We start from the raw sequence: 22,503 nt of genomic DNA on the forward strand, positions 1-22,503 counted from the left end.
CCGAGCGGATGCACTCCGTGTGTCCCCGCATAGAGTTGGGGAGCAGTGCCGTGCTGAGGAGGGAACGAAGTTGACCAAGATCGTGATCATGGGTGGCGGTCCCGCGGGGTACGAGGCGGCCCTGGTCGCGGCACAACACGACGCGGATGTCACCGTGGTCGAGCGTGACGGTCTCGGTGGCGCGTGCGTGCTGTACGACTGTGTTCCCTCCAAGACGTTCATCGCCTCGTCCGGCGCTCAGGCGAGCTTGCAGAACTTCGGCGAGCTGGGCATCCGGGTGAGCCCGCCGACCATCGACCTGCCGGCCGTGCACGGCCGGGTACGGGGACTGGCGCTCGCCCAGTCGGCCGACATCCGGGCCCGCGTGCAGCGGGAAGGCGTGCGCGTGATCAATGGCACGGCCCGTTTCCGGGACGCCGAGCCCGGCCTCGCGACCCACAAGGTGGGGGTGACCCGCCCCGACACCGACGAGGAGGAGATCCTCGACGCCGACGTGGTGCTGGTGGCCACGGGCGCGACGCCCAGGGTGCTGCCGGGGGCCGTGCCGGACGGGGAGCGGATCCTGGACTGGCGGCAGCTCTATGACCTGCGTGAACTGCCCGAGCACCTCGTCGTGATCGGGTCGGGCGTCACGGGCGCGGAGTTCGCCTCGGCCTACACCGAGATGGGCGTGAAGGTCACCTTGGTGTCGAGCCGGGACCGCGTGCTGCCGCACGAGGACGCCGACGCCGCCGCGGTGCTGGAGGAGGTCTTCTCCAAGCGCGGCACCACGGTCGTGAAGCACGCGCGGGCCGACCGCGTCGAGCGCACGGACGACGGGGTGGTCGTGCACCTTGCGGACGGCAGGCAGATCGAGGCCAGCCACGCTCTGATGACCGTCGGTTCGGTGCCCAACACCAGTGACATCGGCCTCGAACGGGTCGGCATCGAGCCCGGCCCCGGTGGTTTCATCAACGTCGACCGGGTCTCACGGACCAGCGCTCCCGGCGTGTACGCGGCCGGCGACTGCACGGGCGTACTCATGCTGGCGTCGGTGGCGAGCATGCAGGGGCGGATCGCGATGTGGCACGCCCTGGGGGAGGGCGTGGCGCCGATCCGGCTGCGCACGGTGGCGGCCAACGTGTTCACCCACCCCGAGATCGCCACGGTGGGGGTGAGCCAGAAGGCCATCGACTCCGGTGAGGTGCCCGCTCGCACGATCATGCTGCCGCTGGCCACGAACGCCCGCGCGAAGATGGAGGGGGTGCGCCACGGCTTCGTGAAGCTGTTCTGCCGTCCCGCGACGGGTGTCGTGGTGGGCGGTGTCGTGGTGGCTCCCAACGCGAGCGAGCTGATCCTGCCCATCGCGTTGGCGGTGCAGAACCAGCTCACGGTGGACAACTTGGCGCTGACGTTCTCGGTGTATCCGTCGCTGTCCGGGTCGATCACCGAGGCGGGGCGTCAGCTCATGCGTCACGACGACCTCGACTGACGCCTCCGGGTTACGCGGAGACGCTCTCCGTTGGCGGGCGTCCCTGCTCGCGCGCATTCTGGATGGACCCGGCGGTGGCGTGGATCGACGTCTCGCCGGCAGCTCTGTCCACCAGCGCACGCCAGGAGTCCAGCGATGGCTGTTCGCGACACGCCCTATCCCGACGGAACCCCGTGCTGGATCGACCTCATGGTGCCGGATCCCCGAATGGCGATGGACTTCTACGGGGCGTTGTTCGGTTGGGACTTCGCCGACCAGGGTGATGCAGCGGGCAACTACCTGCTGTGCTCGGTGGATGGGCGGGTGGTGGCCGGGATGGGCGGTTCCTCCCCGGACCGCGAGGCCCCATCGGTCTGGACCACTTACCTCGCGACCTCCGATGTCGACGCCACGGCCGCGAGGATCACCGAAGCGGGCGGGCGGCTGCTCATGGCGCCCATGGACGTGATGGCGGAAGGCCGGATGGTGATGGCCTCCGACCCGACGGGCGCGGTGTTCGGCCTGTGGCAGGCCGGCAACACCGTTGGCGTGCAGCTGACCGACATGCCCTCGGCCCTGGTCTGGAACGAGTGCATGACCCGTGACTTCGAGGCGGCGAAGGAGTTCTACCGGCGCGTTTTCGGCTACACCGTCCAGGACATGGAGGACGAGGAGTTCGACTACGCCACCCTGCTGGTGGGCGACCGCATCGTGGGAGGTGTGGGCAGGTTGCCTTCCGAGGTGCCCGCCGACGTGCCGCCGCACTGGATGTCGTACTTCGGCGTCACGGACACCGACGCGACGGTGGCCAGGGCGATCGCGTTGGGCGGCACCGTGGTCTCACCGCCCACCGACAGCCCGTACGGGCGGATGGCCGCCATCGCCGACAACCAGGGCGTGGCATTGTCGGTGATCACCGTGGCGGCCGAGCCGGAGGAGCAGCGGGCCGGCTCGCCGTTCTGACGGCGGGCCCCCGTACCGGGCCGTCGGTGGTGGCCGCCGGGAGGGCGTCCGGTTCCTGGGGCCTTACTGTGCGGCGAGTGTTCTCATCTCGTCGATTTCCTTGTTGTGCCGGTCGATGATGTCCTGGGCGTACATCGAGGCGAGAGCGTTGCGACCGTCGCGGAGTTGAGCTTCGGCCATGTGGACGGCGCCTTCGTGGTGTTCGATCATGGTTTGCAGCCACAGCGCGTCGAACTCCTCCCCCGAGCTCTGCTGGAGTGCCTGGAACGTCTCCTCGGTCATGAGGTGTGAGTGGTCGTGGTCTCGTTCTCCCTCGCCCGGTGTGGCCGTTTCCCCCCACAGGATCGGCAGGGCTAGGAGTCGCTCCAACTCCGGTTCCTGCGCCGCTTTGATGCGTCGGGCGAGGTCGGCGATCTCCGGGTTGGACGCGTGTTCCAGGGCGAGGTCGGCGACCACGACGGCCTGTTCGTGGTGCGGGATCATCCTGGTGGCGAACTCGACGTCGCCGCGGTTGTGGTCGCTGGTGGGTTCGGACGTGGCGGAGGCCGTTTTCGGCGCCGTGCTCGGGGGAGGGCTCGGTTCGGTGGTGTTCTCGGTGCCGCAGGCGGCGGTGAGGGTGAGCAGGAGAGCCAGCGAGGGCAGAATGCGACGTGTGTGCGGCAACGGAGGTCCTTCGTGTGGGAAGGTCGGCAGGGGGAAGGGGCCTGCGGACCCGGCGGCCGGGCCCGCAGGCGGGAGTCGCTCAGCTTTCCAGCAGTGAGCGCATCTCGGTGATCTCGGCTTCCTGAGTGTCGATGATGCGACGGGCGAGGTCCTTCACCTCGGGGTCACTGCCCTTGTCCAGCACGGTGTTGGACATGTCGACGGCACCCTGGTGGTGCTCGATCATCAGCTCCAGGAACAGCCGGTCGAACTCGGTGCCGTTGGCCTGTTCGAGTTTCCGCATGTCCTCGGCGCCCATTCCGGGCATCTCGCCGTGACCCATGTCGCCGTGGTCCATGCCGGGCATGTCATGGCCGACACCCCAGGCGTCGAGCCAGCCTCTCATCTGCTCGATCTCGGGGCCCTGCGCCTGTTCGATGCGGTCGGCGAGGTCGAGGATCTGCGGGTTGTCGGTGCGGCCTTCGGCGAGTTCGGCCATCTCGATGGCCCCCACGTGGTGGGGGATCATCTGCCGGACGAAGGCCACGTCCGCCTCGTTGTGGGCCTGCTGTTGCGCCGACGTGCTCGTTTCGGGGCGGGAGCCCGCGTCACCCGCGGTTTCCGTACTGCCGCCTCCGGCGCATCCGGTGGCCACCGCCGCGGCCATCGCCGCCACGAGGGCAGCGCGAACCAGGGACTTCTTCATGCTGGGTTCTTCCTCCGCTTGACTGCGTTACCTGTGTCTGCCGGGACGCCGCACGAGCTCGGCTCGGCGACGTGGTGACATCACAGCCGCAGCACACAGAGGTCGTAGGCGAAGCCGCTGGTGAGCGGAAGGGGAACAGGCGGGGCGCGTCCCCCACCGGTGTGGGCCGCACGCGGTCTGAGCCTGGCGACGGTGCCAGGGAAGCGACGGACGAATCTCACGGCGAGCAGCAGGACGATCGAGCCGACGAGCACCGCGAAGCACAGGTGGCCCAGTACCGACGAGTGGTCGTGCGACGGTGCCGGCGAATCGTCGGGCACCGGGCCGTGGTGTTCGACGGCGACCTGCTGGAGAGCGGTCGCGGAGCCGGTGTGCTCGCTGTGCTGGTCCACCACGTGATGCATGGTGACCAGCCCCAGCAACACCAGACAGAGCAGCAGCCAGCGTGGTATCACGCTCCGGCGTCCGTCGGTCACCGTGGCTCTCCGTCGAAGGAATCGTCGGTCACTACCGGAACCAGGGTAGTGACCCGGTACCGCCTCGCGCGTGGGCAGGGCTTTGCGGGGGCGGCGCCGGGTCACTGTTTTCACCCTCTCGGAAGGCGACCCGACGCCGTTTCCGTGGTTTTCAGCCGCCGTCTTCGACCCAGTCGAAGGTCCTCGTGACGGCCTTCTTCCAGTTGCGGTACTCGCGTTCGCGCCGGGCCTCGTCCATGTTCGGCTCCCAGCGCTTGTCCTCGGCCCAGTTGTTGCGGATGTCGTCCTCGCTTTCCCAGAAGCCGACGGCGAGTCCCGCGGCGTAGGCGGCGCCGAGCGCGGTGGTCTCGTTGACCTTGGGGCGGATCACCGACACGCCCAGGATGTCGGCCTGGAACTGCATGAGCAGGTCGTTGACCACCATCCCGCCGTCCACTTTGAGCGTCTTCAGCGGAACACCGGAGTCGGCGTTCATCGCCTCGATCACCTCGCGGGTCTGGAACGCCGTGGCTTCGAGCACCGCGCGGCACAGGTGTCCTTTGTTGACGTACCGGGTCAGACCGACGACGGCGCCTCGGGCGTCGGAACGCCAGTACGGTGCGAACAGCCCGGAGAACGCGGGCACGATGTAGGCGCCGCCGTTGTCCTCCACTGTGCGTGCGTGGTCCTCGATCTCGGCCGCCGAGCTGATCATCTTGAGGTTGTCACGCAACCACTGCACCAGCGACCCGGTGACGGCGATGGAGCCTTCGAGCGCGTACACGGTGGGCTTCGACCCGATCTTGTAACAGACGGTGGTGAGCAGGCCGTTCTGCGACATGACCTTGTCGGTGCCCGTGTTGAGCAACACGAAGTTGCCGGTGCCGTAGGTGTTCTTGGCCTCCCCGACCGACAGGCAGGCCTGCCCGAAGGTGGCCGCCTGCTGGTCGCCGAGAATGCCGGAGATGGGCACCCCACCGAGCGCGCCGCGCTCACGGGTGGTTCCGTAGGTCTCGGACGACGATCGGATCTCCGGCAGCATGGACGTCGGGATGCCCATGTCGGCGGCGATGTCCTCGTCCCAGGAGAGGGTGTCGAGGTCCATCAACAGCGTGCGCGAGGCGTTGGTGGGGTCGGTGACGTGGATGCCGCCGTCGACGCCACCCGTCATGTTCCACAACACCCAGGTGTCCATGTTGCCGAACAGCAGGTCGCCGTTGTCGGCACGCTCTCGTGCACCCTCCACGTTGTCCAGAATCCACTTGATCTTGGGTCCGGAGAAGTACGTGGCCAACGGCAGTCCGGTCCGGTCGCGGTAGCGTTCCTGCCCATCGCCGAGCGCGCCGAGCTCCTGGATGATGCGGTCGGTGCGGGTGTCCTGCCAGACGATGGCGTTGTAGACGGGTTTACCGGTCTTGCGGTCCCACACCAGCGTGGTCTCGCGTTGGTTGGTGATGCCGACGGCGGCGATGTCCCCCGCGGTGAGGTCCGCGTTGGCGAGTGCTCCGGCGGCGGTGGCCCTGACGTTGGCCCAGATCTCCTCCGCGTCGTGCTCGACCCACCCCGCCTTGGGGAAGATCTGCTTGTGCTCTCGTTGGTCGGAAGCCACGACCTGCCCGGAGCGATCGAAGATCATCGTGCGAGTCGACGTGGTGCCCTGGTCGATCGCGGCGACGTACGAAGCCATGATGTCCTTTCCTCGTGCTCGGCCGCCGGTCACTCGGCCGACTTGCGGGTCTCGGTCTCGTCGGTGGGCTCGGGCACCCGTCCCGGCGGGGGCGCCTCGACCTCGCCGGAGAGTTCCTGCCTGGCCTTGAGGACCTGACCGATGAAGAGGTCGTAGACCAGGATGCCGACCACACCGCCGATGAGGGGGCCGACGATCGGGATCCACCAGTAGTTGCTGAACCATTCGCCGTTGCCGGGGAACGCCGCTTCGCCCCAGCCCGCGAAGAACGCCAGCAGTCGGGGGCCGAAGTCACGGGCCGGGTTGATGGCGTATCCGGCGTTGGTGCCGAAGCTCAACCCGATGGCCACCACGACGAAACCGGTAACCCACGGACCGAAGTTGCTCTGTGGCGCCTGGTTACGGCTGTCGATCAGGGCGGCGATGGCCAACACGAGAATGGCCGTGCCCACGATCTGGTCGACCAGCGGCCCCCACACTCCGCCTCCGAAGTACTCGGCGGGGAACGTCGCAAAGATGGAGAAGCTCGGTACCGACTCGGCCTTGTCCGCGAAGCCTTCGGCCGCGTTGAACGCGTTGATGGCGTCGGAGTAGACCCAGTACACGATGGCCGCGCCGACGAACGCGCCGAGGATTTGTGCCACCCAGTAAGCCGGTACTTTCGCCCAGGGGAACTGGCGTCTTACGGCGAATGCCAGTGTCACGGCGGGGTTGATGTGGGCACCGCTGATCCCGCCCGCGACGTAGACACCGAACGTCACCGCGAGACCCCAGCCGAACGCGATGATCAGCCAGTTGCCCGGTCCGAAGGCGTCCATTTGTCGTCCGGACCCCGGTAGACCGGCGAGCGCGACAGCGACCGAACCACATCCCAGCAGGATGAGTACCGCTGTCCCCAGGAATTCGGCCAGCAGCTCTCCTCCGGTGTTCGACCGAAGTCTGGCTAGGCTGCTGGTTTGGTGACGGGAGTCCTTCACACTCATGCCACACCTCCGCCTTCAGCCGGGACGTCGTTATCCCTTCACCTCATCGTGCTCTGTCGACACCGCCCGAACAACATCTGAACGGCGCAGTGCGGTTCAGGTTGATTGCCCCTGATTGCCCACACCGGAACGTGGGAAGCTCAATAAGTGCTGTGGACGTGAGATCCGACGGCGAGATGTCCGCCGAGGCGAGGAGGCGAGAGTGACTGTGTCGTTGGGACCGGCGAATCGCGAGGAGTCGTGGCAGCGACTGGGCAGCGAGAGTTTCGACCTCGTCGTTGTGGGCGGGGGTGTGGTCGGCGTGGGCGCGGCTCTCGACGCGGCCACTCGGGGACTCCGGGTCGCCCTGGTGGAGGCGCGCGATCTCGCCTCGGGAACGTCGAGCAGATCGAGCAAGTTGTTCCACGGAGGGTTGCGCTACCTCGAACAACTCGAATTCGGATTGGTGCGGGAAGCGCTACGGGAGCGGGAGCTCATGCTGACCACCATCGCCCCGCACCTGGTGAAGCCGGTGAGCTTTCTGTACCCGTTGACTCACCGGCTGTGGGAGCGCCCCTACACGGCGGCGGGGCTGCTGCTGTACGACACGATGGGCGGCGCGCGCTCGGTTCCGGGGCAGAAACACCTGACCAGGGCCGGGGCGCTGCGTATGGTGCCCGCGTTGAAACGGGACGCGCTCATCGGCGGTATCCGCTACTACGACGCGACGGCCGACGACGCCCGGCACACGATGATGGTGGCGAGGACCGCGGCCCACTACGGCGCCGTGGTGCGGACGTCCACACAGGTCGTGAAGTTCCTGCGCGAGGCCGACCGCGTCACCGGGGTGCGGGTTCGCGACGTGGAGGACGGCAGGGAGACCGACGTCCGGGCATCCGTCGTGGTCAACTGCACCGGCGTGTGGACGGACGAGCTGCAGCACCTTGCGGGCAGCCGGGGACGGTTCCGGGTGCGGGCCAGCAAGGGCGTGCACATCGTGGTGCCGCGCGATCGCATCGTGTCGGAGACCGGGCTGATCCTGCGCACGGAGAAGTCGGTGTTGTTCGTCATCCCGTGGCGGAGCAACCACTGGATCGTGGGCACCACCGACACCGACTGGCACCTCGACCTCGCGCACCCGGCCGCTACCAAGAGTGACATCGACTACATTCTGGACCACGTGAACCGGGTCCTGGCGACTCCGCTGACCCACGACGACATCGAGGGTGTCTACGCCGGACTGCGCCCGTTGCTGGCGGGGGAGAGCGAGGAGACCTCGAAGCTGTCCCGCGAGCACGCGGTGGCGAGGGTGGCTCCCGGCCTGGTCGCCATCGCGGGCGGCAAGTACACGACCTACCGGGTCATGGCGGCGGACGCCGTGGACGCCGCGGCGGCCGACCTGCCGGGGCGAGCTCGACCGTCCATCACGAACAAGGTGCCGCTGCTGGGCGCGGACGGCTATCACGCGCTGGTGAACCAGGCCGATCAGATCGCGGCCACGCATGGGCTGCATCCGTATCGGGTGCGGCATCTGCTCGACCGGTACGGCTCGCTCGTGTGGGAGGTGCTCGCGCAGGCCAAGGACAGGCCCGAGTTGCTGAAGCCGATCGACGCGGCGCCCGACTACCTGCGGGTGGAGGCGGTGTACGCGGCAAGCCACGAGGGCGCGCTCCATCTGGAGGACGTGCTGGCACGGCGCATGCGCATCTCGATCGAGTACCCGCATCGCGGGGTGGACTGCGCCGAGCAGGTGGCCGACCTGGTGGGTGAGGTGCTGGGTTGGTCCGCCGAGACGAAGGCGCGGGAGGTGGAGGTGTACCGCGCGAGGGTCAACGCCGAGCGGGAGTCGCAGAGCGAGCTGAACGACGAGGGGGCCGACGCGCGCAGGCTGGCGGCTCCGGAGGCCAGGGCGGGCCTGGTCGACGTGGCCGCGAGCTGACTTTCCGGGAGCCGGGGCTCCCCGAGCCCGGTGGCCCCGCTCCCGTTCGGGGGTCGAGGTCCGTCGTGGTGTCAGGCGTCGGTGGCGGTTAGCCGGTGCCGGAGCAGGTCCCCGTCGGAGCCCGCCGGGGTGAAGCCGCAGCGTCGGGCCACCTCACGGGAGGCGTGGTTGTCCGGTGAGTGGGCGTAGCAGATCTCCCGCAGCCCCAACGCGTCGAAACCGAAGCGCACCACCGCACCCACCACCGCGGTGGCGACGCCCTTGCCCCGCGCGGCGGGGGTGACCCACACGGCCACCTCCGCGGTGCCCTCGGTCGGGTCGAGGTCCTTGAGCCCCACCTCGCCCAGCAGTTCCCCGGTCGTCGGCTCCGCGATCGCCCAGGAACACCGCCGGTCGGCGGCCCATTCCTCGGCGCGTCGGCGCACGTAGTCGCCGGCGGCGTCGAGCGTGTCGACCACGTAGGAGACGAACCGGCGCATGAGCGGGTCGGCGAAGGCCGCGACGAGTGCGGGACGGTCGTCCACGAGGTGATCCGCCCTCAGTTGCCGCAGGTAGTACCCACCCGTGTTGATCTCGACCGGTTCCACGTTCGGCAGTCTAGGAGTTCGTGCCGCGGCGAGCGGTGTCGCGCGCTCAGCGGCGGTGCCGACCGAGCGATCCCACGAGCAGCGCCACCACGACGGGAAGGACGAACATGAAGATCCCGAACCGGCCCGCGGTGAAGAACAGCGCGATGGCCAGCACCGCCGCGATGGGGACGGCCATCGCCGAGAGGCGGCGGCCGAGCGGCGGTGTCGGAACGGTCGCGCGCACCGCCTCGACCTCCGGCGCCGGTTTCAGCACGGAGGGGTAGGGCTCGGGCAGGTCGGAGAAGACCGCGGCGAGGTCACCCCTCGTCTTGGCAGAGCTGACCGCCGCCGAGCGTTCGTCGTACTCGACGAGATCGAGCCGCCCCGTGCGAACGTGCTCGGCCAGCGCGTCCAGGGCTTCGGCGCGCTCGGCGTCGCTGAGGCGGAAGTTCGGTCGGTCGACGGTCACCACACGATGGTAGGTCGCCGACGACGCCGACCACCAACGTCCGACGCTCCGTGAACGCCCCGACGCGCCGGGTCAGTCCTTGATCTCCAGCAGCACGGCCCCCTGGCTCACCGACGCACCGACTTCGGCGGACAGTCCCGTGACCGTGCCCGCCTTGTGGGCGGTGACCGGATTCTCCATCTTCATGGCTTCCAGCACGACCACAAGGTCGCCCGCCTCCACCTGTTGGCCCTCGGTGACGGCGACCTTGACGATGGTGCCCTGCATGGGCGCGGTGACGGCGTCGCCACTGGCCACGGTCTTGGTGCCGCCCCCGCGTTTGCGCGGCTTGGGCTTGGCGGTGCGGGATGCGCCCCCGAGGGAGAGGTTGCCGGGCAGCGACACCTCAAGCCGGCGGCCCCCGACCTCCACCACCACGGTCTGCCGCGGGGTCTCGTCCTCGGCCACCTCGTTCGGCGCGGTGAACGGTTCGATGGTGTTGTCGAACTCGGTTTCGATCCAGCGGGTGTGCACGGAGAAGCCCGTGCCATCGCCGACGAACGCCTCGTCCCGCAGTACCGCGCGGTGGAAAGGCAGCACGGTGGCGATGCCTTCGACGGTCATCTCGTCGAGGGCGCGCCGGGCGCGTTCGATCGCCTGCTGCCGGTCGGCTCCCGTGACGATCAGCTTGGCGAGCATCGAGTCGAACTGGCCGCCGACCACGGTGCCCTCCTCGACCCCCGAGTCGACGCGCACGCCGGGACCCGTGGGGAGCACGAGCTTCGTCACGGTGCCGGGGGCGGGCAGGAAGTTACGACCGGCGTCCTCGCCGTTGATGCGGAACTCGATGGAGTGTCCGCGCGGGGTCGGGTCCTCCGGGAACGGGAGCGTGCCGCCCTCGGCGATGCGGAACTGCTCGCGCACGAGGTCGATCCCGGTGGTCTCCTCCGAGACGGGGTGTTCCACCTGCAGCCGGGTGTTGACCTCCAGGAACGAGATCGTGCCATCGGCACCCACGAGGTACTCCACGGTGCCCGCGCCGGAGTAGCCGGCCTCGCGGCAGATGGCTTTGGCGGAGCTGTGGATGATCTCGCGCTGTTCGTCGGTGAGGAAGGGCGCGGGCGCCTCCTCGACGAGTTTCTGGTGACGACGCTGCAACGAGCAGTCGCGCGTGCCCACGACGACGACGTTGCCGTGCTTGTCGGCCAGCACCTGCGCCTCGACGTGCCGAGGCTTGTCGAGGTAGCGCTCGACGAAGCACTCGCCGCGCCCGAACGCGGCGACCGCCTCGCGGGTGGCCGACTCGAACAGCTCGGGAATCTCCTCCCGCGTGCGCGCCACCTTCAGGCCACGACCGCCACCACCGAACGCGGCCTTGATGGCCACCGGTAGCCCGTACTCGTCGGCGAACGCCACGATCTCCTCGGCGCTCGACACCGGGTCCTTCGTACCGGGCACCAGGGGAGCGCCCGCCTTCATGGCGATGTGTCGAGCGGTGACCTTGTCGCCGAGGTCGCGGATGGCCTGTGGGCTGGGCCCGATCCACGTGAGACCCGCGTCGAGCACGGCCTGCGCGAAATCGGCGTTTTCGGACAGAAAGCCGTAGCCGGGGTGTACGGAGTCGGCTCCGGAGCGCTTGGCCACGTCGAGCAGTTTGTCGATGACGAGGTAGGTCTCCGCCGCCGTGGAACCCCGGAGGGCGAACGCCTCATCGGCCATCCGTACGTGCGGTGCGTCGCGGTCGGGATCGGCGTAGACGGCGACACTGGCCAGTCCCGCGTCCCGTGCTGCGCGGATGACCCGCACGGCGATCTCCCCGCGGTTGGCGATGAGCACCTTTCGCACGGCGGCTGGTTCCGGCACGCTTACCTCCTCGTTAGCTGCTCACGCGAGAGTCTACGGACGCCGCCCGGACGGTGAGACGAGAGAAGAGTCACCCCTCGTGAGGGAAAGTCACTGTCTCGGCTGGTCGGCGGGTCAAGGTCCGAACCACTTCTTGGGGACTGCCTTACCCTCTTCGCAAAAAGCAGTGAGGAGGTCGGTCGTGACGCGCGCTTCGCCACCCCGGAGCGTGGTGGTGACCGTGGCGGTTGCCTGGGTTCTCGCCCTCGCCGCCCAGGTGGCCGCCGCCGTGTGGGGGTCGACCGCGTCCGATCCCGCGCGGCCCGAGCCACCGCGGTCGGCGGACGACGTCGGGTGCGGCGACGAACCGTGCCGGGTGCTCGCGTCCACCGTGGTCAACGGGATGCCGGTGGAGCTCCTGGCCGATCGCGAGGGCGGTCACGGCAGGCTCAGAGCGGGTGCGCCCTCGGGCGGGACGGTCACTGCCATGGCGTTGACCGAGCAGGGGGTGCGGCTCCACCACGACTCGTTGCGGTGTGCGGCGAGCGCGACTCCCGTGTGTCTCGTGCGGGGGCCTCTCGACGGTGGCACGGCGGGGGAGGTGCACGCCTGGCGTGCGGACTCCTGGGAGGCCGTGGGCGGCGTCCACTTCGCCGACGTGGGGATAGTGCTCGACGACGTGGTGGGCACCGCGTCGCCCGAGGTTCTCCTCCTGCGGCAGACCTGCACCGACGAGGAGGAGCCCACCGTGCGAAGGGCCGGTTGCTCCGATCCGGGGGTCCTGGCCGAGGTGGTGCGGCTCGACGGCGAGCGGGTCGGGTGCACGGAACCCGTGAACCTGCCCAGCGAGCTGCGTGGGTGGCCCGAGGTGGACGTCAGGGAAGCCGAGCTGACCGAATGCCCGGAGGATCTGGACGTACGGTGAGGCCGCTCACGAGCGGGCGCGCTCGCCCCAGAACGTGACCACGCCGACCCCGACCTCCGCGAGGAGCTGCCGGGTCAGCGGCAGGCTGATGCCGATGACGCTGGACGGATCGCCGTCCACGCCCTCGACGAACCAGCCGCCCAGCCCGTCGAGCGTGAACGCGCCCGCGACCGCCAGCGGCTCGCCGGTGGCGAGGTAGGCGTCGAGTTCCGTGTCGCTGGGGGTGGAGAACCGCACGGTGGTGACCCGCGTGCCTTCCGCGCGTGCCACCACGGCGCCGTCCCCGGAGCGGACCACGGCGTGGCCGGTCAACAACTCGCCCGTGCCGCCCGCCATGTCCTTCCACCGCGTGCGGGCGACCTCGACCGTGCCCGGTTTGCCCACGACCCGACCGCCGATGGAGAGCATGGAGTCGCAGCCGACCACCACGGTGTCCTCCGCGCCGTCCAGGCGAGAGGCGACCTCGTCGGCCTTGGCGGCGGCGAGGGCGGTCACGAGCTCGGCGGGGGTGGGATCGGACAGTGACGCGGCGATCGCGTCCTCATCGACCCCGGAGACCACGACCTCGGGCTCGATCCCGGCGGCACGCAGGACGGCCAGCCGGGCGGGGGAAGCGGAAGCCAGGACGAAACGCACCCCGCAAGGCTAGGACATGCCGTGGGGCGGCTCCGCGGTCAGGCCGGGTAGGCCGACGCCCGCCACGCGGTGGGGCCGGGCCGGGCGGGCAGCCGCAACCGGGAGGCGGGATCGGCCCAGCGCGAGGACGGCCGGGACGCCTCCCCTCCGGCCGCGCCCGCCGAGGCGAGCCCCGCCACGACGACGGTGAGCGCGGCCAGTTCCGCGTCGTCGGGACGGCCCTTCACGACGTGCAGCAGCGGGGTGCCCTCGTCAGCCATCGGCCACCTTCCGGAGGTTCGGGGATACCACGGCGGTCACAGGGGGATGTTGCCGTGCTTCTTGGGCGGGAGCGTCTCGCGCTTGTCGCGGAGCATCCGGAGTGCCCGCGCGACGTGGCCGCGCGTGTGGGACGGCGGGATCACGCTGTCCACGTACCCGCGCTCGGCGGCGACGTACGGGTTGCACAACGTGTCCTCGTACTCCTGGATCAACTGGGCCCGCAGCGCCTCGACGTCCTCGCCCTTCTCGGCCGCCTCGGCGAGCCGCTTGCGGTGCACGATGTTGGCCGCGCCCTGGGCGCCCATGACCGCGATCTGGGCCGTGGGCCACGCGATGTTGATGTCCGCGCCGAGGTGCTTGGAGCCCATGACGTCGTACGCGCCGCCGTAGGCCTTGCGCGTGATGACGGTGACCAGGGGCACCGTGGCCTCCGCGTAGGCGTAGAGCAGCTTCGCGCCCCGGCGGATGATGCCGTTCCACTCCTGGTCGGTGCCCGGCAGGAAGCCGGGGACGTCCACGAACGTCAGCACCGGGATGTTGAAGGCGTCGCAGGTGCGCACGAAGCGCGCCGCCTTCTCGGAGGCGTTGATGTCGAGGCAGCCCGCGAACTGGGTCGGCTGGTTCGCCACCACGCCCACGCTGTGTCCCTCGACCCGGCCGAAGCCGACGATCACGTTGGGCGCGAACAGTTCGTGGACCTCGCAGAACTCGCCGTCGTCCACGACGCGCGAGATGACCTCGTGCATGTCGTACGGCTGGTTGGCGGAGTCCGGGATCAGCGTGTCGAGTTCGCGGTCGGAGTCGGTCACGCCGTCGGCGATGGAGCCCTCACCCGGCTCGGGCGAGTCGAAGACCGGAGGCTCGGACAGGTTGTTGGACGGCAGGTACGACAGCAGCTCCTTGACGTAGGAGATGGCGTCCTCCTCGTCCGAGGCGAGGTAGTGGGCGTTGCCCGACTTCGTGTTGTGGGTCCGCCCGCCGCCGAGTTCCTCCAGCGTCACCTCCTCACCGGTCACCGTCTTGATGACGTCGGGACCGGTGATGAACATCTGCGAGGTCTTGTCGACCATCACCACGAAGTCGGTGAGCGCGGGCGAGTAGACGTGGCCACCCGCGTTGGCGCCCATGATCAACGAGATCTGGGGGATCACGCCGGAGGCGTGCGTGTTGCGGCGGAAGATCTCGGCGTAGAGCCCGAGCGAGACCACGCCCTCCTGGATGCGCGCGCCGCCGCCCTCGTTGATGCCGATGATCGGTCGGCCGGTCTTCATGGCGAGGTCCATGACCTTGACGATCTTCTCGCCGTAGACCTCGCCGAGCGAGCCACCGAACACGGTGACGTCCTGGCTGAACACGCACACCGGGCGGCCGTCGATGGTGCCGTAGCCGGTGACGACGCCGTCGCCGTAGGGCCGGTTGCGGTCCTGGCCGAAGTTGGTGGAGCGGTGGCGGGCCAGCGCGTCGAGCTCCACGAAGGACCCGGGGTCGAGCAGGAGGTCGATGCGTTCCCTGGCGGTCTTCTTGCCCTTGGCGTGCTGCCGTTCGACGGCTCGCGCAGAGCCCGCGTGGACGGCCTCCGAGTCGCGGCGGTAGAGGTCGGCGAGCTTGCCCGCCGTGGTGTGGATGTCCGGCTCGTCTGCTGGTGGCGTCCCGAGTGGCTCCGTCGCGCTGCTCATGGTCGCAGAGCTTAATCAGCGGAGGCCCCTCACAGGCGTCTCGCGTAGGCAATCTCACCGGGGGCGAGGTGCAAACGACTCTCCGCTGTCTAGGGTGAGGCTCGTGACAGCGCCACGACACATCGACGCGGGCCGGTTGCGTTCGCAGTTGCTCGCGCCCGTCGGGCCCTATCCCTCGATCGACGTCGTCGCCCGGACCGGCTCGACGAACGCCGACCTGCGGGCGGCGGTGGTCGAGGGGGAGCCGGACCGCACCGTGTTGATTGCCGAGGAGCAGACGGCCGGATCGGGACGCAGGGGCCGGAGCTGGGCCTCGCCGCCGGGACAGGGCCTGTACCTGAGCGTGCTGCTGCGACCCACCGAGGTGCCCATGGCGGCCCTCGGGTCGCTCGCCGTCGTGGCGGGGCTCGCGCTGACCGACCTCACGGCCGAACTCGGGGTCGACGCGGTGTTGAAGTGGCCCAACGACCTCCTCGCGGGCCCGCAGCGGGCGAAGTGCGCCGGGGTGCTCGCCGAGGCCGTCTCCTCCGACGAACAGGCCGTGGTGCTGGGCATCGGCCTGAACGTGCTCCCTCTGCGGGAGCGGGTGCGTCCGGGGCCCGGCGGACTGCCCGTGACCTCGCTCGCCGAACAGGGGGCTCGCATCACCGACCGCACCGACCTCGCCGCTCTGCTGCTGGCCGCGCTGCACGAGCGGGAACTGCCCTGGCGGTACGCGCACGGCGATCTCGCGGCCGCCGGGCTGCTGGACACCTACCGCGAGCGCTGCGACACCCTCGGACAGCAGGTGCGGTTGGAGGTCGCGGGCGGACGGTCCCGATTGGTCACGGCCGTCGACGTCGACGCGAGCGGTGCTCTCGTGGTGGACGAGGAGGACGGGAGCAGGCACACCGTGTTCGCCGCCGACGTGGTGCATCTGAGGCCGGTGCCGAGGTAGTTCGCGTCCCGTTCCGAACGTGCGCGTGAATCGCCGTCACACGCGGTACGGTGAGCAGCACGGCGAAGCACGAGTGGTGGGGGTGTTCGAGGTGGCCTATCCCGACAGTCTGCTCAGCGAGGGTGAGCGGGTCGTCGCGCACAAGCATCCGCACTTCAAGATGCTCATCTTCCCCGTGATCGTCCTGCTGGTGACCCTGGTGGCGGGGGGCTGGCTCGGGTGGCGGGCCCAGGATTTCGAGTCGCCGTGGGACACGGTCGCCACCATCGCCGTCGCCGCCGTCGGCGGCATCCTGGTGATCTGGTTGTTCCTCGTGCCGTTCGTCCGGTGGCGCACCACGCACTTCGTCGTCACCACGGACCGGGTCATCGTCCGCGAAGGCGTGATCAAGCGCACCGGCATCGACATCCCCATGCAGCGCATCAACAGCGTGCGGTTCGAGCACGGGCTCGTGGACCGCATCTTCGGCTGCGGCACGCTCGTCATCGAGTCGGCGTCGGACGAACCGCTGACGTTCGACGACATCCCGCAGGTCGAGAAGATGCACACCTACATCTACCGCCAGGTCAACGACAATCCCTACGACGACTACGACGCCCCGCGTGCGGGCGGTCACGAATCCGGTGTCGAATGGCGGGAGCGCTATGGGCGTGCGTGAACTCGGACTTCCGGAGCGGATCGGCTCGACCGATTCGCTGCCGTCGAAGGTGACCATCTGGGAGGTCGGGCCCCGCGACGGGCTCCAGAACGAGGCCGAGGTCGTGCCCGTCGAGGTGAAGCTCGAATTCCTCGACCGGCTCGCCGGAGCGGGACTGACGACGCTGGAGGCGACGAGTTTCGTGCATCCCAAGTGGGTGCCGCAGCTCGCCGACGCCGAGGAGGTGCTGGCTCGCCTGCATCGGCACGACGGGGTGCGCTACCCAGTGCTGGTGCCCAACGAGCGGGGGCTCGACCGGGCGCTCGCGGCGGACGTGACCCACATCGCCGTGTTCGCCAGTGCCACCGAGACCTTCGCCCGGCGCAACCTCAACTCCGGTCTCGACGCGCAGTTCGCCATGTTCGAGCCGGTGATCGGCCGGGCGCGGGAGGCGGGCCTGGACGTCAGGGGCTACGTGTCCATGTGCTTCGGCGACCCGTGGGAGGGCGCTGTTCCGCCGGAGCAGGTGGTCGCGGTGGGCAAGCGGCTGCTCGACGCCGGCTGTTCCCAGTTGTCCCTCGGCGACACCATCGGCGTCGCCACCGCGGCGAGTGTCGAACGGGTGCTCGACGCGTTCACCGAGGCCGGGGTCACGATCGGCGACCTGGCCGTGCACTTCCACGACACCTACGGGCAGGCGTTGGCCAACACCCTCGCCGCGCTGCGCAAGGGAGTGACGACGGTGGACTCCTCGGCGGGAGGCCTCGGGGGCTGCCCGTACGCGGAGTCGGCCACCGGCAATCTCGCCACCGAAGACCTCGTATGGTTACTCGACGGACTCGGTGTCGAACACGGCGTCGATCTCGACGCTCTCGTCGAGACCAGTGTGTGGATGGCCGGGAAGCTGGGCAGGCCGAGTCCGTCTCGGGTCGTCCGCGCGCTCGCGGGATGAGGGCGCCTCACTCGTCAAGCCGATCGCGGCGAATGCCGATGAGCACCGGGGAACCGATCCGGCGCAGCGTGCGTCCAACTCGGGGCCACTGCTGTCGTCAGTGACCCTTCGAAAGTCGGGGGAGGGGCCGTGACCGAGTACCGGGCGCAGGTGGAGGAACTGCTCGCCGACTATCGTCGCAGCAGGGAACAGCTTGCGGACGTGCACAGACGGCTCGCGCAGGTCAGTGCGTCGGCGCAGAGCGCCGACGGGATGGTGACCGCGACGGTGGGGGCCCGTGGCGAACTCACCGATCTCGTGCTCGACAGTGAGGCCTACACGCGGTACCGGCCTTCGGAGCTGGCGGCTCACATCGTGCGCGCGGCGAGGGAAGCCGCCGCGGAGGCGTTCTGCGGGGCCGAGGAGATCATGGCTGCCGCGCTCGGACGCGACGTCGATCCGGGCGCGCTGTTGTCCGGAACCGCCGACCTCACCGCGTCCGAACTCGCCGTCGAGGAGGCTGCCGACGAGTCCGACGAGACGTTCGAGGACCAGAACTGGCTCGACGACAGCGAATGGTCGAGGTCACGATGAGTCAGTCGGGCGGCTTCGGGATCGACGCGCACGGGCTCGACGCGCGGGCGGGGGAGTTCGCGACGTTGGCCGAACGGGTGCGTGCCGTGGCCGGGGAGCTGGCCGACGTCCTGGACGCCACCCCCACGCCGTGGGGCTCCGACGCCGTGGGCGAGAGCTTCGCCGCCGGGCACGTCGAGGCGGCGGAGCGCACGAGGGAACAGTTGGCGCGGCTGGCCGGTGAGTTCGAGGAGTTCGGCACCGCCCTGGCCGAGGCGGCGAAGGCGTACGTCGCCGCCGACACCACCGCCGCCGACGAGGTGCGGGCGGTCGACGAACCGGACCGTGCGGGGTGAGGCGGGCCGATGGGGATCGAACTGCCTGCCGAACTGGCCGCCGTCGCACGGGCGATCGGGGTGAGCTGGCCCGAGGCCGACGAGGACGCGCTCCGGGAGCAAGCCGAGTCGTGGCGTAGAGCCGCGCGGGAACTGACCACGCTCGCCGGTGACGCGGACGCGTGCGCCGTCGGAGCTCTCAAGGCCCTGAGCGGGGCCGTGGCGGAGACCGTTCGGCAGCGCTGGGCCTCGCTCGGTGACGCCGACTCGGGATTGCTGGCCGAGGTGACGCGTGGCGCCACGCAGGCGGCCGACCGGTTGGAGCACGCCGCCGAGCAGGTGAGCAAGGCGAAGGTCGAACTCGTGCGGCGGCTCGTGGACGCGGCGAAGACCTTCGACGCCGTCGTGGTGGCCGCCGACTCCGGACATCCGTCGGCGTTGCTCGGGCTCGACACGATGTTGCGGGGCGCGGCGGGCGACCTCGGTGCGGTGACCCGTGACCTGGTGGACTCCGTGGCCGCTCCGGCGGAGTCGCTCCCGCGGCCAGGGGTGGAGGCAGGAGCCGACGGGATCGACGCCGTGCCCCCCGACGCCTCGAAGCTCGGTGAAGTTCCCGAGCCCGAGGAGACCGGGGAAACTCGTGACACCGAGGAGGCCGCCGGCACTCCCGGCGAGCACGTCGACGAGGGAACCTCCGGCGAGGAGCCACCGTCGACGGAGGACACCGCCTCCGACGAACTCTCCACAGAGGACACCGGACCCATCGCGATCTCGCAGATTCCCACCCCGCCGAGCGGGCAGCGGGCCGTTCCCGGTCTCGGAGCCGACGCGCCCACTCCTCCCAGCGGGACGGTTCTCGGGCAGGCCGGGGCCCCGGCCCCGTATGCCGTGGCCCCGCTGCAGCAGGGGCAGACCCATTTGTCCGGGTTCGCGCCCTCGGCCGTGCCGAACCCGATGCCGAACCCCATGGCGAGCCCGATGCCGAACGTCTCCCCGAATCCGATGCCGGGCCCCGTGCCCGGTCCGGCGCCGTACGCGTCGCCGCAGTGGGGTGGGTACGCGGTGGCCTCGAACCAACCCGCCGCGCAGTACGTGCCTCCCGCGTCGCAGGGGCGGTACCAGGCGGCACAGTGGAACCCGGCGGTGCCGTACGTGCCGCAGGGGACACCCGCGCCGCCGCAACCGCCGCGGGGGCATCCGCAGCAACCGGTCCAGGCGCCCGCGTCGCAGCCACCCCAAGGGCACCCGCAGCAGCCGCGGCAGTCGCCCGCCGGGCAGCCCCCGCCTCCCGCGCCGCATCCGGGCGCCGCCGCCGTCGCCGTGGGCGCGCCGCGGAAGGAGCGGGAGAGCATCGTCGCGCTGTTCGTCGTCCACATGTTTCCGATCGGGCACCTGCCGGTGCCCTCCGACCGACCCGCGCGCCAGTTGCCCGTGCCTTCGGGCGACACGGCGTGCGGGGTGTTGCGGTTTCCGCCTCACGACCACCCGGAATCCGACACGGTCGAGGTCGAACGGGCGTTGGCCGAGCTTCGGGGAGGCGGCCGGAAGCCCGCGCCTCCTCCCGCCGAGGTGCTGCCCGGTGTGCCGGAGGACATCACCGAGGGGTACGACCCGCTCGGTGAGAACTCCGAGTCGGAGTGGAACCGTCGCTACCTCGTGCGCGACGGGGAGAAGCCCGAGTACGCCTGGCCGCCGCCCGAGCGGTTCCCCGAGGGCTGTCACGAACGTGGGGAGCCCGTCCTGCTGGAGGAGGGAACCGTGCTCGACCGTTTCGGCACCGCGCACGGTCGCGTTTTCTCCGCCGACGGCACTCGGTTCGCGTCGCGTTCCCTGCCACCCCGCTACCTCGACAGCGGATACCGCCGTTACCGGGTGGTCAAGCGGATGCCCGCGTGGAAGGCGGTCTCGGCGCCGTGGTTCGGTCAACCCGGCGGCGGGGTGCGCTACCGGACCGTGTACTCGGCGGCCGAGCTCGTCGTGCTCGGCCACCTGGCGGACATCACGTTCGAGGAGAGGGCATGAACAGCGAGTCGATCAAGCGTTGGCTGGACGCCGTGGGGGTGCCCGGCGAGGTGGTCTCGGTCGGCAGCGAGACCGACAACGCCTGGTGCCTGCTCCGGACCGAGGACGAGGGCCAGGACGGCGAGGTCGCGTGGGAGGTTTTCTGGCGGGAGCAGGGCAACCGCTACGACTGGGCTCGGTTCACCAACGAGCAGGTCGCCTGCCACTACCTCTTCGGCAGACTCGCGTGGGCGCAGGTGGCCAGGGGCGCCGTCGGCGTGCTGCCCTGAGCCGGGCGCGGTGCGCCTCGCCGAGCCCCGCGGTGACGGCATCCGGCGAGGGATGAGCTCGCGCGGCCGAGGCCGGGAGGACGCCGCGCCTCCCACCGCGTCAGGACTCGGCGGGCGTGGCGACGAGCTCCAACGCGCGGTCGTGCAGCAGGCCGTTGGTGGACAGCGCCGAGCCTCCGTCGAACCGGGGCGCGCCCGAGAGGTCGCTGAACCGGCCGCCCGCCTCGGTCACCAGCACGCGCACGGCCGCGACGTCCCACGGGTTCACGATCGGCTCGATCGCGATGTCGAGCGCTCCTTCCGCGACGAGGCAGTGTTGCCAGAAGTCCCCGAAGGCCCGGCTTTCCCAGCAGGCGTCCACGAGCCTCAGGTAGGCCTCGCGCGAGTGGTACTCGACCCAGGAGCCGAGGTCGGTGGTGGAGACCGTCGCGTCCTCCAGCGTGGAGACCCGCGACACGGAGATCCGGCGCTCGCCCGCCGAGTCGCGCAGCCACGCTCCCCGGCCGGTGGCGGCCCACCAGCGCCTGCCGAGCAGTGGGGCGCTCACCACACCGACCACCGGGACACCGTCGTCCACGAGCGCGATCAACGTGGCCCACACCGGCACGCCGCGGAGGAAGTTCTTCGTGCCGTCGATGGGGTCGATCACCCACACCCGGCCGGGCGCCGTCGCCGAGCCCCCACGCTCCTCGCCCGCCACCGCGTCCTCGGGACGCTCCGTAGCGAGGATTTCACGTACCGCGTCCTCGACGGCCGTGTCGGCGTCCGTCACGGGGGTCCGGTCGGGCTTGCGGTCCACATTGAGGTCGAGCGCGCGGAAACGCGTCGTGGTGATCGAGTCGGCGGCGTCCGCCAGCCGCTTCGCCAAGGCGAGGTCAACGGAGTATTCCAACACGGTCACGATGGTTTCATGAGGGGTCGCCGTAAGGTTGGCAAGGTGAGCGTGGTCCTACTTGCCGAAGACGATCCGGCGATCGCCGAGCCGCTGTCGCGCGCCTTGCGCAGGGAGGGGTACGAGGTCACGGTGGTGTCCGACGGACCGTCGGCGTTGGACGCCACGACTCGGGGTCGGGTCGACCTGTTGGTGCTCGACCTGGGATTGCCGGGCATGGACGGTCTCGAAGTGTGCAGGCGGCTGAGGTCCACCGACCAGAACCTGCCGGTGTTGATGCTGACCGCCAGAACCGACGAGGTGGACTTCGTCGTGGGGCTCGACGCGGGCGCCGACGACTACGTGGCCAAGCCGTTCCGCCTGGCCGAGCTGCTCGCGCGCATTCGCGCGCTGCTGCGCCGGCGTGCGCCGGAGGTACTGGAGTCCGGGGGTGTGCGCATGGACGTCGGTGCCAGGGTCGTCACCGTGGACGGCAGGGAGATCTCGCTGGCCAACAAGGAGTTCGAACTGCTGCGGGTGCTGCTCACCAAGGCCGGGCAGGTGGTCAGCAGGGAGGAGATCCTTTCCGAGGTGTGGAACGACCTCTCCCCGGAGACCTCGAAGACGTCGAAGACACTGGACATGCACATGTCGTGGTTACGGCGCAAACTCGCGCGGGCGGCCAACGGGACGGCCCGCAGACAGGGTGAGGAACACATCGCCACCGTTCGCGGCGTCGGGTTCCGGTTCAACACCGACTAGGACGC

Annotated in this window: 24 protein-coding genes; 12 read left to right on the forward strand and 12 right to left on the reverse strand. The window is 69.9% G+C overall.

All coding sequences use genetic code 11. The annotated features are described in order from the left end of the window. Positions 1–70 precede the first annotated feature (70 nt). Positions 71–1,471: an NAD(P)H-quinone dehydrogenase gene (locus SACGLDRAFT_RS02980; protein WP_005461638.1), complete on the forward strand. Its 1,401-nt coding sequence runs from the start codon at positions 71–73 to the stop codon at positions 1,469–1,471. A gap of 135 nt (positions 1,472–1,606) precedes the next feature. Next, the gene (locus SACGLDRAFT_RS02985; RefSeq protein WP_005461639.1) at positions 1,607–2,413 is read left to right on the forward strand and encodes a VOC family protein; all 807 of its coding nucleotides are present in this window, start codon (positions 1,607–1,609) and stop codon (positions 2,411–2,413) included. Positions 2,414–2,476: 63 nt separating this feature from the next. Here SACGLDRAFT_RS02985 and SACGLDRAFT_RS02990 read toward each other — a convergent pair whose 3' ends face one another. The 5 genes from SACGLDRAFT_RS02990 to SACGLDRAFT_RS03010 all read right to left on the reverse strand — a co-directional run bounded on the left by SACGLDRAFT_RS02990 (position 2,477) and on the right by SACGLDRAFT_RS03010 (position 6,886). Then, the gene (locus SACGLDRAFT_RS02990; protein ID WP_005461640.1) at positions 2,477–3,076 is read right to left on the reverse strand and encodes a DUF305 domain-containing protein; all 600 of its coding nucleotides are present in this window, start codon (positions 3,074–3,076) and stop codon (positions 2,477–2,479) included. Between the two features lie 79 nt (positions 3,077–3,155). Then, positions 3,156–3,761, reverse strand: coding sequence for a DUF305 domain-containing protein (locus tag SACGLDRAFT_RS02995; RefSeq protein WP_005461641.1), 606 nt, complete (start codon positions 3,759–3,761; stop codon positions 3,156–3,158). Between the two features lie 80 nt (positions 3,762–3,841). After that, entirely contained in the window at positions 3,842–4,237 is a 396-nt protein-coding gene (locus tag SACGLDRAFT_RS03000; RefSeq protein ID WP_005461642.1) for a DUF6153 family protein, read from the reverse strand. A 151-nt stretch (positions 4,238–4,388) separates the two neighbouring features. Continuing rightward, complete coding sequence (glpK, locus tag SACGLDRAFT_RS03005; RefSeq protein ID WP_005461643.1) at positions 4,389–5,903, reverse strand: glycerol kinase GlpK; 1,515 nt, start codon at positions 5,901–5,903, stop codon at positions 4,389–4,391. Positions 5,904–5,932: 29 nt separating this feature from the next. After that, positions 5,933–6,886: an MIP/aquaporin family protein gene (locus SACGLDRAFT_RS03010; RefSeq protein WP_005461645.1), complete on the reverse strand. Its 954-nt coding sequence runs from the start codon at positions 6,884–6,886 to the stop codon at positions 5,933–5,935. Between the two features lie 202 nt (positions 6,887–7,088). Between SACGLDRAFT_RS03010 and glpD the strand changes: the two genes are divergently transcribed. Beyond that, positions 7,089–8,804 carry a glycerol-3-phosphate dehydrogenase gene (glpD, locus tag SACGLDRAFT_RS03015; RefSeq protein WP_005461646.1) on the forward strand — a complete coding sequence of 572 codons (1,716 nt, stop codon included), beginning with the start codon at positions 7,089–7,091 and terminating at the stop codon, positions 8,802–8,804. Between the two features lie 71 nt (positions 8,805–8,875). On the opposite strand, the gene SACGLDRAFT_RS03020 is transcribed toward glpD, so the two are convergent. The 3 genes from SACGLDRAFT_RS03020 to SACGLDRAFT_RS03030 form a co-directional block, all read right to left on the reverse strand. Then, a complete protein-coding gene (locus SACGLDRAFT_RS03020) occupies positions 8,876–9,391 on the reverse strand; it encodes a GNAT family N-acetyltransferase (RefSeq protein WP_005461647.1) in 516 nt (171 codons plus the stop codon). 46 nt (positions 9,392–9,437) lie between these two features. Then, positions 9,438–9,842 (reverse strand): DUF1707 SHOCT-like domain-containing protein, encoded by a 405-nt coding sequence (locus tag SACGLDRAFT_RS03025; protein WP_040919529.1) that lies wholly within the window; start codon positions 9,840–9,842, stop codon positions 9,438–9,440. Between the two features lie 72 nt (positions 9,843–9,914). Further along, a complete protein-coding gene (locus tag SACGLDRAFT_RS03030) occupies positions 9,915–11,684 on the reverse strand; it encodes an acetyl/propionyl/methylcrotonyl-CoA carboxylase subunit alpha (RefSeq protein WP_005461649.1) in 1,770 nt (589 codons plus the stop codon). A 181-nt stretch (positions 11,685–11,865) separates the two neighbouring features. Between SACGLDRAFT_RS03030 and SACGLDRAFT_RS03035 the strand changes: the two genes are divergently transcribed. After that, positions 11,866–12,588, forward strand: a complete 723-nt coding sequence (locus SACGLDRAFT_RS03035) for a hypothetical protein (RefSeq protein ID WP_005461650.1) — start codon at positions 11,866–11,868, stop codon at positions 12,586–12,588. Between the two features lie 6 nt (positions 12,589–12,594). On the opposite strand, the gene SACGLDRAFT_RS03040 is transcribed toward SACGLDRAFT_RS03035, so the two are convergent. The 3 genes from SACGLDRAFT_RS03040 to SACGLDRAFT_RS03050 are packed head-to-tail and all read right to left on the reverse strand — an operon-like array spanning position 12,595 to position 15,161. Next, the gene (locus SACGLDRAFT_RS03040) at positions 12,595–13,224 is read right to left on the reverse strand and encodes a Maf family protein (protein ID WP_005461651.1); all 630 of its coding nucleotides are present in this window, start codon (positions 13,222–13,224) and stop codon (positions 12,595–12,597) included. Positions 13,225–13,262: 38 nt separating this feature from the next. Beyond that, complete coding sequence (locus tag SACGLDRAFT_RS03045) at positions 13,263–13,484, reverse strand: acyl-CoA carboxylase subunit epsilon (protein WP_005461652.1); 222 nt, start codon at positions 13,482–13,484, stop codon at positions 13,263–13,265. A gap of 36 nt (positions 13,485–13,520) precedes the next feature. After that, entirely contained in the window at positions 13,521–15,161 is a 1,641-nt protein-coding gene (locus tag SACGLDRAFT_RS03050) for an acyl-CoA carboxylase subunit beta (RefSeq protein ID WP_005461653.1), read from the reverse strand. 103 nt (positions 15,162–15,264) lie between these two features. Here SACGLDRAFT_RS03050 and SACGLDRAFT_RS03055 point away from each other — a divergent pair, with 103 nt between their 5' ends. The 7 genes from SACGLDRAFT_RS03055 (at position 15,265) to SACGLDRAFT_RS03085 (ending at position 20,865) form a co-directional block, all read left to right on the forward strand. Further along, on the forward strand, positions 15,265–16,098 hold the full coding sequence (locus tag SACGLDRAFT_RS03055; protein ID WP_005461654.1) for a biotin--[acetyl-CoA-carboxylase] ligase: 834 nt from the start codon (positions 15,265–15,267) through the stop codon (positions 16,096–16,098). Between the two features lie 82 nt (positions 16,099–16,180). Continuing rightward, on the forward strand, positions 16,181–16,756 hold the full coding sequence (locus SACGLDRAFT_RS03060; RefSeq protein ID WP_005461655.1) for a PH domain-containing protein: 576 nt from the start codon (positions 16,181–16,183) through the stop codon (positions 16,754–16,756). After that, entirely contained in the window at positions 16,743–17,687 is a 945-nt protein-coding gene (locus SACGLDRAFT_RS03065) for a hydroxymethylglutaryl-CoA lyase (RefSeq protein ID WP_005461657.1), read from the forward strand. The genes SACGLDRAFT_RS03060 and SACGLDRAFT_RS03065 overlap by 14 nt, the downstream gene beginning before the upstream one ends. A gap of 129 nt (positions 17,688–17,816) precedes the next feature. Further along, positions 17,817–18,260, forward strand: coding sequence for a YbaB/EbfC family nucleoid-associated protein (locus SACGLDRAFT_RS03070; protein WP_005461659.1), 444 nt, complete (start codon positions 17,817–17,819; stop codon positions 18,258–18,260). Then, positions 18,257–18,595, forward strand: a complete 339-nt coding sequence (locus SACGLDRAFT_RS03075; RefSeq protein ID WP_005461660.1) for a type VII secretion target — start codon at positions 18,257–18,259, stop codon at positions 18,593–18,595. Before SACGLDRAFT_RS03070 ends, SACGLDRAFT_RS03075 begins: the two co-directional genes overlap by 4 nt. A gap of 9 nt (positions 18,596–18,604) precedes the next feature. Beyond that, positions 18,605–20,596: a TNT domain-containing protein gene (locus tag SACGLDRAFT_RS03080; protein WP_005461661.1), complete on the forward strand. Its 1,992-nt coding sequence runs from the start codon at positions 18,605–18,607 to the stop codon at positions 20,594–20,596. After that, on the forward strand, positions 20,593–20,865 hold the full coding sequence (locus SACGLDRAFT_RS03085; protein ID WP_005461662.1) for a hypothetical protein: 273 nt from the start codon (positions 20,593–20,595) through the stop codon (positions 20,863–20,865). Before SACGLDRAFT_RS03080 ends, SACGLDRAFT_RS03085 begins: the two co-directional genes overlap by 4 nt. Positions 20,866–20,965: 100 nt before the next feature. Here the strand turns inward: SACGLDRAFT_RS03085 and hisN are convergent, their stop codons facing one another. Next, positions 20,966–21,766, reverse strand: a complete 801-nt coding sequence (hisN, locus tag SACGLDRAFT_RS03090; RefSeq protein WP_005461663.1) for a histidinol-phosphatase — start codon at positions 21,764–21,766, stop codon at positions 20,966–20,968. A gap of 9 nt (positions 21,767–21,775) precedes the next feature. Here hisN and SACGLDRAFT_RS03095 point away from each other — a divergent pair, with 9 nt between their 5' ends. After that, positions 21,776–22,498: a response regulator transcription factor gene (locus SACGLDRAFT_RS03095; protein ID WP_005461664.1), complete on the forward strand. Its 723-nt coding sequence runs from the start codon at positions 21,776–21,778 to the stop codon at positions 22,496–22,498. Positions 22,499–22,503: the final 5 nt, after the last annotated feature.

The organism is Saccharomonospora glauca K62, assembly GCF_000243395.2.
Taxonomy (GTDB): Bacteria; Actinomycetota; Actinomycetes; order Mycobacteriales; family Pseudonocardiaceae; genus Saccharomonospora; species Saccharomonospora glauca.

Excerpts from the sequence above, each read along its gene's own strand:
- SACGLDRAFT_RS03075 (WP_005461660.1), top strand. The coding sequence starts at position 18,257 with ATGAGTCAGTCGGGCGGCTTCGGGATCGACGCGCACGGGCTCGACGCG.
- SACGLDRAFT_RS03050 (WP_005461653.1), bottom strand. The coding sequence starts at position 15,161 with ATGAGCAGCGCGACGGAGCCACTCGGGACGCCACCAGCAGACGAGCCG.
- SACGLDRAFT_RS03085 (WP_005461662.1), top strand. The coding sequence starts at position 20,593 with ATGAACAGCGAGTCGATCAAGCGTTGGCTGGACGCCGTGGGGGTGCCC.
- SACGLDRAFT_RS03065 (WP_005461657.1), top strand. The coding sequence starts at position 16,743 with ATGGGCGTGCGTGAACTCGGACTTCCGGAGCGGATCGGCTCGACCGAT.
- SACGLDRAFT_RS03045 (WP_005461652.1), bottom strand. The coding sequence starts at position 13,484 with ATGGCTGACGAGGGCACCCCGCTGCTGCACGTCGTGAAGGGCCGTCCC.
- SACGLDRAFT_RS03095 (WP_005461664.1), top strand. The coding sequence starts at position 21,776 with ATGAGGGGTCGCCGTAAGGTTGGCAAGGTGAGCGTGGTCCTACTTGCC.
- SACGLDRAFT_RS03080 (WP_005461661.1), top strand. The coding sequence starts at position 18,605 with ATGGGGATCGAACTGCCTGCCGAACTGGCCGCCGTCGCACGGGCGATC.
- SACGLDRAFT_RS02985 (WP_005461639.1), top strand. The coding sequence starts at position 1,607 with ATGGCTGTTCGCGACACGCCCTATCCCGACGGAACCCCGTGCTGGATC.
- SACGLDRAFT_RS03010 (WP_005461645.1), bottom strand. The coding sequence starts at position 6,886 with ATGAGTGTGAAGGACTCCCGTCACCAAACCAGCAGCCTAGCCAGACTT.
- SACGLDRAFT_RS02995 (WP_005461641.1), bottom strand. The coding sequence starts at position 3,761 with ATGAAGAAGTCCCTGGTTCGCGCTGCCCTCGTGGCGGCGATGGCCGCG.
- glpK (WP_005461643.1), bottom strand. The coding sequence starts at position 5,903 with ATGGCTTCGTACGTCGCCGCGATCGACCAGGGCACCACGTCGACTCGC.